Source organism: Scrofimicrobium canadense (genome assembly GCF_009696615.1).
Classification (GTDB): domain Bacteria; phylum Actinomycetota; class Actinomycetes; order Actinomycetales; family Actinomycetaceae; genus Scrofimicrobium; species Scrofimicrobium canadense.
This window is the reverse complement of sequence record NZ_VULO01000012.1, coordinates 24,637-36,815: the sequence shown is the minus strand read 5'-3', so window position 1 is coordinate 36,815 and position 12,179 is coordinate 24,637. Positions and strand designations below refer to the sequence as shown.

The following is a 12,179-nucleotide window of genomic DNA, read 5'->3' as shown; positions in this document are numbered from 1 at the left end:
CTTTGGTAGTCTAGTGAAGTTATTAATCCCGAGATACTGAGGAAGGGTGCGTGTTCCTACCGGAAAAAACTGAGAGCCAAATATGGGGCGGCGTTGTTATTGCTGTCCCTGAACCGTGGGTCAGTCAGCTGTCGGAGGTGCGTCAGGCACTTGGAGACCCAGAAGGTGCATCAGTTCCCCCACACATCACTTTGGTACCGCCCCTCGCTATCGAGGCAGATGACCGCGAAGCGGTTATTACCCACCTGCAAACAGTTGCTCAGCATTTCCCTCCTTTTCGCATTCGGTTGGGAAAGGTTGAGTCTTTTTATCCGATTTCTCCCGTTGTGTATTTAGCATTGGACGAGGGGGCGGCAGCCTGCGCAGCTCTTGCCGATGAGATCCGGGGCGGCCCGCTCAACTACAAGCCTCGTTTTCCGTACCACCCACATGTCACACTGTTGCAAGGATCGTGGGATTGTGACGTACCTGCAGTGCAGGAAGCCGTTGCCGACCTAGACGCCCACTGGCAAGTCTCTGGTTTCCGACTCGATCGAGTAAGTGAATCAGGAACCTACTCTTCCGCCGCTATTTTTGATTTTGCGCTATGAAGAAGGAAATTGCTCACAGTATTTCGCGTTTTCAAAGCACACGAATCTTTCGAGCATATTTACGTTTCTCCCGTGGTCGCGGCCCTCTTTTAGCTGCAGGTATTGCTTACATGGGCCTATTTTCCATCACTGCTGCCATCACCGTCGGGTGGACTGCCTTCAGCGGAATACTTGCATCGCGCCCAGCTTTCAAAGAGTCCGTCATCAATGCCGTCAACACTCAGATTCCAGGATTGCTGCAAAGTCCTCATCACCCAGAAGGTCTCGTTGATCCAGATTCGCTAGTAGGAACTCCAGGAATATCGTTGACGGGATGGATTGCAGCGGCACTCACAGTGGTGACTGCCTCCACAGTTATCTGGTATCTGGGCCTAGCGATACGATCAATGTTCGGGCTATCAGCAGTTCCCGAGCCACTGAAGTCTGCGATTCCCCGCCGCTTCTTGGGACTTTTCGCTCTTCTTTTTGCTGTAGTGCTGGTGGCGGTCCTCACCAGCCTTGCTACTTTCTTACGTTCCTGGGCTGTGGAATATATAGGCGTTACCAACGGCCGGATTTTCGATATTTCACTGTTGGTCGCGCCTTTTGCTATCGACTACCTAGCATTCATCATCTCGGTGCGTTTAGTGGCTGCGGTGCGTCCTCCTCGCCGGGACCTTGCTTTAGGAGCATTGCTGGCTGCGATCGGTTCATTTGCACTTCGTACCCTGGGAACCACAGTAATAGGTCGTGTCTCCAGCCCAGTTCTAGCCACCGCAACATCACTGGTCACCGTGATGTTATGGATGAATTTCCTAGGTTGGATTACCCTATACGCTGCTGCATGGACGTCAAATCCGCCGCTAGTCCTCCACCCGCGATTGGCATCCAGTCAATATTCTTCCCAGCGTCCGAACTACGTAACAATGTCAGCGCCACACACCCTGGGATGGGTGCGAGACCTGCCATAGCCACTCCATCTGCTTATCCCCCAAGTAGAGCAGTGTCCCGGCTCGATATTTCTCACCGTGTCAGGAATTATCACACTGTGATGCGCCGGAGGTTATGGCGCGTAGCGGATCGTGACAGGGGCATGATCTGAAAAACGCTCATCCCAGCTAGATGCTCGAAATACGGAATAATCGAGAGCTCTCTGCGCCACGTCCGGAGTCGCATACTGGTAGTCAATACGCCAGCCAGCGTTATTATCGAAGGCCTTTCCACGCCACGACCACCATGAATATGGTCCTTGCACATCCCCTGCCAGGTGACGAACAGTATCTACCCATCCGGATTCCACCCAACGGTTGAGGTAGATGATTTCCTCATCTAGGACTCCAGAAGACTTGTTGTGGTTAGGCTTCCAGTTCTTGATGTCGCTCTCGCCGCGCACAACATTAAAGTCCCCCGCTACCAAGGAACTTCCCCGCAGGCGAAGTTCCTCCATGCGCTTTTCAATACGCGCCAAGTGCTCCATTTTGAGGTCTTGTTTAGGAGTACCGAGGGCGCCCGAATGGAAATATGCGGAAACTAATTTCAGTGTTCCATTCCAGTCGATGTCGACTTCTAACCAGCGACCCGAATGCGCCGCGTGAGCCTCGTCTCCAGGTAGTCCTTCAACCACATCATTCACCTGAATGTCTGGACGTACAGCTACTGCAACACCAGCGCGTCCATTAATCTGACAAGGCAAAGAAAAGACCTGGTATGAACCCCCCAGAATATCCTGAGTTACCTCTGTAGGAGCTCTTACTTCCTGCATAAGCAAAATATCTGGAGACTCCTGTTCTGCCCAGTCAAGAAAACCCCGTTTGTGGGCCGCGCGAATCCCATTGAGATTGACTGTTGTCACCTTCAGCGGCTCAGTCATGTACTACACTCGCTCTCTCAGCAGATTCAACAACGTTGACTAATAGCAGCGCTCGGGTCATCGGCCCGACTCCACCCGGGTTTGGACTGAGCTTCCCAGCTACTGTTTCCACCCCAGGAGCAACGTCTCCAACTATCTTTCCGTTAACTCGTGAAACACCCACATCAACCACAGCTGCACCCGGTTTCACCATGTCGGGAGTGATAAGTCCGGGCACTCCAACCGCAGCAATAACAACGTCAGCAGCGCGCACGTGCGAAGCCAGATCACGCGTCCCTGTATGCACCAGTTCCACGGTTGCATTAATATCCCTGCGACTCAGCATCAAACCGATGGGACGCCCGACAGTTAGCCCGCGTCCGACCACACACACTTGAGATCCTTCAAGAACAACACCGCCCGCACGTAACAACTCAATGATGCCGCGAGGTGTGCATGGTTGCGGGCACGTGGGAGCGGTGCGAATGGAACTCACTAGCCGTCCGAGGTTTGTCGGATGCAAACCGTCAGCGTCCTTGGCAGGATCAATACGTTCCAGGGCTGATGCCTCATCGAGATGGGAAGGAAGCGGCAGCTGCACGATGAATCCGGTGCACGTTGGGTCCTCATTGAGCGCATCAATGGTGGCGATCAATTCCCGTTGAGTTGTGTCAGCAGGTAGCTCGACTTGAATGGAGGCAATCCCCACCTCTGCACAGTCCTTATGTTTGCCGCGAACATACACCTGTGAAGCCGGGTCTTCACCTACCAATACTGTTCCCAGCCCGGGAGTAATACCTTGCTCCTTTAGTGCCGCAACCCGACTTCGAAGATCTTCCTTTATACGACCCGCTAGCGCCAATCCATCAAGAGGCTCCGCCTCACCATTCCACGGATACTTCACTGTTCGAGGCCTGGGTACAGCGGGTGCGCGGCAGTTAGAGCAGCTACACGGTCTTTGAGGGCCTCGGTGTCAACTTCTCTACCAAGAGCCGCATCGCGGAGTGCAACGGAGATAACGTCAGCAACCTCCCTGAAGTCGTCATCGGAGAAACCTCTAGTCGCCAATGCCGGCGTCCCAATACGCAAGCCAGACGTGACCATGGGTGGGCGCGGATCGAAAGGAACCGCGTTGCGGTTCACAGTGATGTTGACCGTGTGAAGCAGGTCCTCAGCGTCCTTGCCTGATAGCGCACTATTTTGGAGATCTACCAGAACCAAGTGCACGTCGGTTCCTCCGGTGAGTACCGATATTCCTGCCTCACTGACATCAGGTTGCGACAGGCGATCTGCCAGGATACGAGCCCCAGAAAGAGTGCGCATCTGACGATCCTTGAACTCTGCACTGGCAGCAACTTTGAGAGCAACAGCTTTTGCTGCGATCACGTGCATGAGAGGGCCACCTTGCTGTCCAGGGAATACTGCCGAGTTGAGCTTCCTCCCAAGTGTTTCGCCTCGCGAAGACAGGATCATTCCAGACCGCGGACCCCCTATTGTCTTGTGAATGGTTGTCGTCACGACATCGGCAAAGGGGACTGGGGAGGGGTGCAAGCCAGCTGCAACTAAACCGGCAAAATGAGCCATGTCTACCCACAGATACGCGCCCACCTCGTCAGCGATTTCCCGGAAAGCCTGGAAATCCAGGGTGCGCGGGTACGCACTCCACCCAGCAATGATGACTTTAGGTTTGGATTCAATGGCCTTCTGGCGCACGTCATCCATGTCGATGCGATAGGTTTCCTTGTCGACACCGTATGCTGCGACGTTGTAGAGCCGACCTGAAAAATTCAGTTTCATGCCATGGGTGAGGTGCCCTCCATGATCAAGACTCAACCCCAGGATCGTATCGCCTGGCTGAGCCAGCGCATGAAGTACTGCCGCGTTCGCCTGCGCTCCTGAGTGAGGCTGCACATTGGCGTAATCGCCACCAAAGACCTCCAGGGCACGTTCGATTGCGAGGCTTTCCGCAATGTCAACCCATTCGCAACCGCCATAGTAGCGACGCCCAGGGTATCCCTCAGCATATTTATTGGTGAGCACCGATCCCTGCGCTTGAAGCACCGCTCTGGGAACAAAGTTCTCTGAGGCGATCATTTCCAAAGTATCGCGTTGGCGTTGTAATTCGCCCTCCAATACCTGGTAAATCTCTGGATCGAGTTCCTGCAGTGACTGGTTGATTAGGGGATCACTCACGCTGCCTCCAAGGTCTGACCGACTTGCGTACTTAACACTAGCGACTTGCCACTACTTACGAAAATGCGACCAGTCAGTGGCACATGCTTGATGTTCTTGGGACCTATGACTGAATGCAGTTTTCCACAGTGCAACCGTTCTCGAGGATACTTTCGAGCAACCGCATTATTCATGAGCACTAAAGACAACCCCAAATCTTCACGTGTGTGGCGTTTCTTTGATGTGTCTTCCTATCTCATGCCCCCCGGCAAATGTGTTGATTCTTGCCGGGCTAATATTCGTGCTCATTACCGGAGATTTCGGAGGCCGAAAGGCCGCTATGGACCACATTGAGGAAACTCCAACTATCAAACTAGGCGATCACATCGACGCGGCACCTTTTTCTCTAACAGTTCACCAGGCATTGTGGATATCAGACGTACCTCCCCTCATTGCAGGTGTCGGTAATAAGGCTTTCTTTGCTGTACGCGCTACAGTTGTCAACACGGCTTCTCAACCAGTTCCAACGCACGTCTTCACTGGTTCACTCGCCTGGGCTGCACCGCGAGAAGTCCCCCATTCGCGCATGGATTCAACGGACCCCACAAAATACGACACCGCCGTCACAAACTATAGGGCCTCAAGATACCCCACAAATCCCGCCCGCGTAGTGGTTCCTAGAAAGAATAAAGAACAATGTGAAAAGGATCGGCCATTTTCCAGCGAATACACGCCAACCGTCTCCGAGCATTTAGGCGAAGACAGGTAGCGCCTTGCCTATCATTTACACCAAAGCTACAGGGTGAGCCTAATGTTTGCGCACAGTAGTTGTTTGAGTTCTCTACAGAGCTCATCCCTACAACCACGTTTAAGAGGCCAAGAGAACTTCAGCTGTATCTGAATCGATGACGAGGCAATCTGCCAGTCCGCCGGTACAGGCCGCCTTGATTGCTGGTGCTCGTGTCACCCCGTGTCCGATGAGGACTTTCGAGCGTATCCCACGTAAATCACATAGTGGCAGCGCAATAGTACGTCGATCGAGATCTTCACTGACGGCGTTACCCTTTTCGTCAATCCAATGCCCCATGATGGAGCCCACTGGTCGAGGCCCGAGATCCTCAAGACGTTCCTCAGCGTCAGGACCAACAGTAAGCGTCCAGGACCGGGAATCGGAAGCTCCCGGGGAAAATACCGCTGTATCTGCTGCTCGTGCTGCTGCGATAGCCGTCTTCACTCTGCTATCGGCAAGTTGTGTTTGCGCCTCTTGCACCGAGCCAGCTACCAGAGGGCCTGGGAGGACGCGAACTGCTCCGCGACCGCGTTTAGCTAGAACTGCGAGTGCTTGCCCCACCAGTGTTCCGTCATGGAAAAGTGGTGCGGCATTGGCCTGCACGATATTGACTCCGTGTGCCCAATTATCTTGCGCAGCATGGGCAGTGGCTGCGACCGTCCGTCCGGGACTTACCGCGATTACTCCGGGTACCGGGCGTAGGTCAGCAAGAAAGTCAGCTGCAAGTTTGGCCAGGAGAGTCAGCGTGTCACTGACAGTCTCTTGGGTTGGAGATACTCGCGCAGCACGAAGGTTGAAACGAGTTACTAGGTTGACTTCTAGGTCGTGGCGCCGGGCATGAGGGTGTGAAACAATTACGGTTACCACTCCACTATCTGAAGCGTCTTTCAATAAACGCCCCACAGTCCACCGGGTGCATCCCAATCGTTCAGCAATTGCCGCTTGCGTCAAGCCGTCACGGTAATAAAGCTCAACGGCACGCAACATATTACGATCACGGTCCGTCATCTTCTCCTGGTTCACCCCCCAACAGTAACCCGTATGGTGAGGAAATGTATTCACTTATAAAAGGGGGTCACCCCCTTAGAAAACAGGGGTGACCCACCTAGATGCTATTTGATGAAACCTAGCGCTTTCACCGCATCATACTCTTCTTGAAGAGCCGCAATATTGTGTTCGATTCCCGCAATTGTCGCAGGCGACAAATCTAGACCATCAACAATTTGGTACTCACCATCGACAGAAATCACCGGGAATCCGAAGGAAAGACCCTTAGGGATGTTGTAATGGCTACCATCGGAGTACACACCACCGGTTACCCACTGCCCTTCGGGGGTTCCATTGATCCAATCGTGCACGTGATCAATCGCAGCGTTAGCGGCCGAAGCAGCTGAACTTGCCCCCCTGGCCTCGATAATCGCAGCACCACGCTTAGCCACCGTGGGGCGGAAGTAATCATTCAACCAGTCTTCACTCACTAGCTCTTCCGCAGGTTTCCCATCAACTGTGGCAAATGACACATCGGGATACTGGTCGGCAGAATGGTTACCCCACACAACGATATTCTTGATGTCTGAGACGGCCGCACCGGCCTTTGCTGCCAGTTGAGAGACAGCACGATTGTGGTCGAGGCGCATCATCGAGGTGAAACGCTCCGGGGGAACGTCGGGTGCCGCATTTTGAGCGATGACCGCATTAGTGTTGGCGGGGTTGCCAACTACCAGAACCCGAATGTCGTCGGCCGCACCATCATTGATGGCCTTACCTTGGGGTCCGAAAATTCCAGCGTTCGCAGCTAAAAGGTCTGCGCGTTCCATTCCCTTTGTGCGAGGCCGTGCCCCCACCAACAGGGCGACATTGCTACCTTGGAAGGCTGCATCGGCGTTGTCAAACACGTCGACGCCAGCGAGAAGTGGGAATGCACAGTCATCCAGCTCCATCGCAGTTCCCTCAGCAGCTTTGACTGCCTGGGGGATTTCTAGAAGATGCAGTTTCACTGGTACATCTGGTCCGAAAAGCTGTCCTGAAGCTATGCGGAATAGAAGTGCATATCCGATGTTGCCAGCTGCGCCGGTGACAGTGACAATTCGAGGCTGAGCCATAAGAAAACTCCTTGCGTTGGTACTTTTGTCATCCTCCAGGTTACCCGTCTCTTCATGGATTGGATAGGACTTCTGCCGGACACGGACCCGTTGGTGAGGCTTCCACGTATCTCCACCTGGAAATGCTGCTCATTCGGCACCTGTGAGCGGCGCCTTTCTAGGAGAGGACTACCGTATCGCCATACGCCGAAGAACCATCCACCCCGCAAACACCGACATCACAGTACAGAGCAAAACGAAGTTGGCCACCTCGCCCGGTCCGAATCCCGCGAACCAGGTGAATACTTCTATCCACGCATCGGTTCTCGCAATAACGACCATTGCGATAGCCAGTCCCAAGGCAAATATAAGAAGAATCAGTGCCAAGAACAGCATCCCCCACCTTTTATAGATAGCCGCAAAAGTAAACCCTATGCTCATGAAGAGCCAGACAATACTAGCTGTCAGAAACCAAGCTCCTCCCCAGCCTGCTTGCCACATCCACGGCAAATAGAAAAAGTACCCCTCAATCCACCACCCATGACTGAGCCGTTCTAACACCCCACCTAGAGTGATAATAGATCCACAAACAAGTCCACACAGCAATGCGTTAAGGATAAACCCCATATAGAACTCTCCTCGGGTAAGCGCCAGAGCGAGAGCAAAAGGAAAATAGAATGCCACCAGTTGAGCACCAAAGGCGATGTAGAACCATAGCGGTGCCTGGAGTCCTCCCCCCCCCATTTTCATTTCGTCACCAGGTATTGCTGCATAAATAATGAACGAAATAATATAGGCACCTACCAGCACAACAAGAGGAACCCAGTAGAGGGTACGAGTGTTGGCAAACTGTATGCGCGTTGAGGCGAAGATTCTCTTAGCCATCATGCTGCATCCTGATTTCGGCCCCGGAGCCCACCTAAACTCACAACTAAGTCGTTGAGGGCGGTCGGGCGTACCTCTAAGTGCTGCATTTTCCCCCGCGTTAGGTCTTCACTGCTGAGCTCCTTAATAATGGTGGCTCGCGTTGTACCGCCGAGGCTTTCACTGCGAATAACCATGGCGCCCCCTATGAAATCTTCCACGAGTGCGTACGGTCCGACGACCTGGAAAGAGGAGCTACGCAGACTCTCAGCATCCATATCTAAAACTAGTTTGCCACCATCAAGAAGCAACACATGGTCGATCAGACTCGCTATTTCGTCGATGAGATGCGATGAGATGACCACAGTACGGGGCCGACTGCTTATTTCTTCGAGAAGTTCGCGATAAAATATATCACGGGCGTAAGCATCAAGTCCTAAATACGGCTCATCGAAAAAAGTGATGGGCGCGCGACAAGCTAGCCCCACGGTGACTCCCACAGCAGAGAATTGTCCGCGTGATAGTTTTTTCATGGAACGCGACATTGGTATATCAAGCCTTTCAGAAAGACGTGAGCTGAGGGAGCTGTCCCAATCGGGATATAGCCAAGCCGCACTGCGAAAAACCGACGCAGGTGTCGCCTCATCAGGATATTTCTGGTTCTCTCTTATAAAACACATTTGACGAGTAATCTGAGAGTTTTCAGTGACAGTTTCTTCGAAGACACTGACACTTCCACCGTCGGCAAAGTTCTGACCGGTCAGAACCGACATTAGGGTCGTTTTTCCAGCACCATTACGACCCAACAACCCGTACACACAGCCTTCTTCCAGTGCCATGCACACGCGGTCGAGAGCCTTAGTTTTTCCAAAATGTTATGTCAGGTTCCTCGTTTGGACGATTTTCATCGGGTTACCTCTTCCACTCTTGCGGTGTCCCCGCTTGATTCTGGAGCCACGGACGCTAGAGAGTACTGCACCTGGATTAGCTCTTCCACGTGAGAAAGGGGAATCTCAAGCGCGTTCGCTTCTGCGATTAGCGGCTGGACGAAGTCGGCCACAAACTGCTGATTTCTCTGCTGCAGCAACTGTCTTCGGGCACCGGAAGTTACAAACATCCCGACCCCTCTCTTCTTATAGAGAACGCCTTCATCCACCAAAAGATTGAGACCCTTTGCTGCAGTGGCTGGATTGACTCGATAAAAGACTGCCAGTTCATTGGTAGAAGGTGCTTGCGATTCTTCTGGCAGGACACCCTCAAGAATTTGGCGGCGTAGCTCTTGAGCAATCCTCACAAAAAGAGGGAGATTATCACCGATTCCCATCCAATTCCTCCTTGGTTCATTAGTTAACTAACTAACCAATAGAGTAGCGAAAGGTTGCCGTCAAAGCAACCACCCGCACATTTTGTCAGGCAACTAGATAGACTCGATGAACACCCTCACAAAGGAGATATTGCCATGCGCGGGTCGGGGACGTTTTCTACCCATACTGCAATTCGAGTAATTGCTGCCAGTCTTTCAATAGCCGTTATCATCGCCATTGTCTGGGTTGATATCGCAAGCGGAGTATGGCAAGAAACCGTCATCCTTTCCGGTATCACCGCAGGACTGCTTACTTTTCCTCTCACATCTCTCTTCCTAGAGCGGTGGTTAGCCAGAGTTGAACACAAGAAATGGCAACCAGTCACTAGGCTTGCATTGACCGACATTCTTCACGCCATCGCAGACGATGAACACAGCGACATTCACCGACAGCACATCGTCCCCCGATCAATCCGTGTTCCCGATGCGTGGAGCTCACAAAGCCTTCACAACCTTATGCGTCAAGTAGTACATGAACGTAACAATCTCACTCACGCATTGGCTAGGTGGTCAGGATTCCTCGCTGGTAGCGCTGACGTGCAAGGATTCATGAACCATATTGCAAATTTGGCCGAGGAGCTGGACGACATTCGCGATGCAGCCGTCGAAGCCGATACTGGTACTTCTCGCTCTTATGACACGGTCACATACGAGATCAACTCATATAATAAGGCGGTTATCGAGGCAATCGACGAGATCGAGCGACTTCTCGAGGCAATGACTACCCTTTGACTGCCCCCTCAGTCATTCCGGCAATAAAGTGCCTCTGTAACAACAGATAGAGAATAATCATTGGCAATGCCACCAAAACAGCGGCCGCTGACAAAAGAACGGTTCCCTGAGTGTACTGTCCTTGGAAAAATGCGAGCGCTAACGGAGCTGTTCGCATTTTCCCAGATGGAGACATTATGAGTGGGATTAGGAAGTCATTCCATGTCCACATGAACGTCAATACAATCTGGGTAATGATGGCTGGAATTCCCATGGGCACCAACACCGATCTAAGGATTCGCGTATTCCCAGCACCATCCAGCCTGGCAGCTTCGATAATAGCGGGATCAACTGCACGAAAATACGAACGCATCCAGAACGTGCCAAAGGCAGTGGATTGAGCTATCTGAGGTAAGGCTATTGCCCAGATAGTGTCGGTCATGCCAAGACTGCGCAGGTCGAAATATAGCGGCAAAACTATTGCTTCGGAAGGAACCATAATTCCGAGCAAGAACACGTAGAAGATAATATCCGCACCCGGTGGTCTGAGAATTCCTAAAACATAGCCAGCCATGATCGATAGCACTAGCGAGCTAGCCACCACAATGACAGCGATAACCACCGAATTCTTCATATAGAGGGAGAAGTTTCCTTGCTCCCAAGCCTTCACGTAGTTTCCCACGTGTCCCCACCCCTCCTGCCCTCTCGCCTCGGGACTGAGTGATGAGTGGACAACCAAGAGAATAGGAGTAAGCGCTGAAAACGCAAAGAAAGCCAGAACTACGTAGTTGACAATAGTCTCAAAACTGCGGGATTTCATCGGTCACGTTCTCCCAACCAGTTAACCGTCACATTGATGACGAAAATAATCACGGTAAGAACTACCGCCAGCGAGGAGCCTACTCCCACGTTTCCTAGTCGAATCGCCTGGTTATAGACCTCATAGGCAGGAACTGTTGTTGCGGTGCCAGGCCCGCCTGACGTCGTCATATAGATAAGATCAAAGGTCTTCAGTGCGGCAATAATCGTCAAGGTGGCAGCAACGAGCATCTCGCCTCGCACCGAAGGGATCGTAATTGACCAAAACTGCCGAACAACACCAGCACCGTCTAGGCGTGCCGCCTCATAATACTCTTGTGGAATTCTTGATATTCCCGACATAAAAAGCACCGTGACTAATCCAGTCGACACCCATGTGCCAATCAGCCCGACAGCGGGCAATGCTGTACCAAAGTCTCCCAGCCAGGCACGAGTGAGACCGTCAAGCCCTACACTGCGCAATACGGTGTTGATAAGTCCATTTGGCGCATAGATTTGCCGCCACGAAATAGCCAGAACCACCATTGCGATTACCTGGGGCATAAACACCACGGTGCGAAAGAAACCAAGCCCCTTGACTTTTGCTTGCACAAGAAGAGAGGCAAGTATCAGTCCAATAAAGATTGGAACCACTGCATAAAAGAAGATGAGAACCAGGGCATGAATAAAAGAGCTAGAGAGCCTAGGATCGGAAAAGATTGTCAAGTAGTTATCTATTCCGGCCCATACGCCGTCTCCCATTCCATCCCACTCATAGAACGACAGAACGACGACTCGCCCTAGTGGGTACAGCAAGAATAGGCCATACACCAAGAGAGGTAATGCTAGCAACGCTATCGAAGCGCCTATATGACGGTGTCGCACTCTCTTGAGGGGCCGAAGTTCACCCCCCTCTCTACCACTTGCTTCATTCGCTCTTACTGCTGTCATTTCTTTGGTCCTCACGTGTTGCTGTGGTCCC

The 12,179-nt window shown here is 52.4% G+C and carries 14 protein-coding genes; 4 read left to right on the top strand and 10 right to left on the bottom strand.

Annotated features, from left to right (window positions below; translation table 11 throughout):
- Window positions 1–50: 50 nt before the first annotated feature.
- Together FYJ24_RS10095 and FYJ24_RS10090 are read left to right on the top strand one after the other, a co-directional pair.
- Window positions 51–590: a 2'-5' RNA ligase family protein gene (locus FYJ24_RS10095; protein ID WP_318656644.1), complete on the top strand. Its 540-nt coding sequence runs from the start codon at window positions 51–53 to the stop codon at window positions 588–590.
- Window positions 587–1,540 (top strand): YihY/virulence factor BrkB family protein, encoded by a 954-nt coding sequence (locus tag FYJ24_RS10090; RefSeq protein ID WP_154546043.1) that lies wholly within the window; start codon window positions 587–589, stop codon window positions 1,538–1,540. The genes FYJ24_RS10095 and FYJ24_RS10090 overlap by 4 nt, the downstream gene beginning before the upstream one ends.
- Before the next feature lie 92 nt (window positions 1,541–1,632).
- On the opposite strand, the gene FYJ24_RS10085 is transcribed toward FYJ24_RS10090, so the two are convergent.
- From FYJ24_RS10085 to glyA, 3 genes are read right to left on the bottom strand one after another with little or no spacing between them, the layout of a single operon-like run.
- The gene (locus tag FYJ24_RS10085; protein ID WP_154546041.1) at window positions 1,633–2,439 is read right to left on the bottom strand and encodes an exodeoxyribonuclease III; all 807 of its coding nucleotides are present in this window, start codon (window positions 2,437–2,439) and stop codon (window positions 1,633–1,635) included.
- Window positions 2,432–3,322 (bottom strand): bifunctional methylenetetrahydrofolate dehydrogenase/methenyltetrahydrofolate cyclohydrolase, encoded by an 891-nt coding sequence (locus FYJ24_RS10080; protein WP_318656643.1) that lies wholly within the window; start codon window positions 3,320–3,322, stop codon window positions 2,432–2,434. The genes FYJ24_RS10085 and FYJ24_RS10080 overlap by 8 nt, the downstream gene beginning before the upstream one ends.
- Window positions 3,319–4,611, bottom strand: coding sequence for a serine hydroxymethyltransferase (gene glyA, locus FYJ24_RS10075; protein ID WP_318656642.1), 1,293 nt, complete (start codon window positions 4,609–4,611; stop codon window positions 3,319–3,321). The genes FYJ24_RS10080 and glyA overlap by 4 nt, the downstream gene beginning before the upstream one ends.
- Before the next feature lie 319 nt (window positions 4,612–4,930).
- Between glyA and FYJ24_RS10070 the strand changes: the two genes are divergently transcribed.
- Complete coding sequence (locus tag FYJ24_RS10070; RefSeq protein WP_154546039.1) at window positions 4,931–5,359, top strand: hypothetical protein; 429 nt, start codon at window positions 4,931–4,933, stop codon at window positions 5,357–5,359.
- A gap of 99 nt (window positions 5,360–5,458) precedes the next feature.
- On the opposite strand, the gene FYJ24_RS10065 is transcribed toward FYJ24_RS10070, so the two are convergent.
- The 5 genes from FYJ24_RS10065 to FYJ24_RS10045 form a co-directional block, all read right to left on the bottom strand.
- Window positions 5,459–6,403, bottom strand: coding sequence for a sugar-binding transcriptional regulator (locus FYJ24_RS10065; RefSeq protein ID WP_154546038.1), 945 nt, complete (start codon window positions 6,401–6,403; stop codon window positions 5,459–5,461).
- Between the two features lie 89 nt (window positions 6,404–6,492).
- Window positions 6,493–7,482: a malate dehydrogenase gene (locus FYJ24_RS10060; protein ID WP_154546036.1), complete on the bottom strand. Its 990-nt coding sequence runs from the start codon at window positions 7,480–7,482 to the stop codon at window positions 6,493–6,495.
- Between the two features lie 168 nt (window positions 7,483–7,650).
- Window positions 7,651–8,349 (bottom strand): hypothetical protein, encoded by a 699-nt coding sequence (locus FYJ24_RS10055; RefSeq protein WP_154546034.1) that lies wholly within the window; start codon window positions 8,347–8,349, stop codon window positions 7,651–7,653.
- Window positions 8,346–9,170, bottom strand: coding sequence for an ABC transporter ATP-binding protein (locus tag FYJ24_RS10050; protein WP_318656641.1), 825 nt, complete (start codon window positions 9,168–9,170; stop codon window positions 8,346–8,348). The genes FYJ24_RS10055 and FYJ24_RS10050 overlap by 4 nt, the downstream gene beginning before the upstream one ends.
- Window positions 9,171–9,229: 59 nt before the next feature.
- A complete protein-coding gene (locus tag FYJ24_RS10045) occupies window positions 9,230–9,649 on the bottom strand; it encodes a GntR family transcriptional regulator (RefSeq protein ID WP_154546032.1) in 420 nt (139 codons plus the stop codon).
- 135 nt (window positions 9,650–9,784) lie between these two features.
- Here FYJ24_RS10045 and FYJ24_RS10040 point away from each other — a divergent pair, with 135 nt between their 5' ends.
- On the top strand, window positions 9,785–10,420 hold the full coding sequence (locus tag FYJ24_RS10040) for a hypothetical protein (RefSeq protein WP_154546030.1): 636 nt from the start codon (window positions 9,785–9,787) through the stop codon (window positions 10,418–10,420).
- Here the strand turns inward: FYJ24_RS10040 and FYJ24_RS10035 are convergent.
- Window positions 10,410–11,219, bottom strand: coding sequence for a carbohydrate ABC transporter permease (locus tag FYJ24_RS10035; protein ID WP_154546028.1), 810 nt, complete (start codon window positions 11,217–11,219; stop codon window positions 10,410–10,412). The two genes, FYJ24_RS10040 and FYJ24_RS10035, sit on opposite strands and share 11 nt — an antisense overlap.
- Window positions 11,216–12,148 carry a carbohydrate ABC transporter permease gene (locus tag FYJ24_RS10030; RefSeq protein ID WP_154546026.1) on the bottom strand — a complete coding sequence of 311 codons (933 nt, stop codon included), beginning with the start codon at window positions 12,146–12,148 and terminating at the stop codon, window positions 11,216–11,218. The genes FYJ24_RS10035 and FYJ24_RS10030 overlap by 4 nt, the downstream gene beginning before the upstream one ends.
- Window positions 12,149–12,179 lie beyond the last annotated feature (31 nt).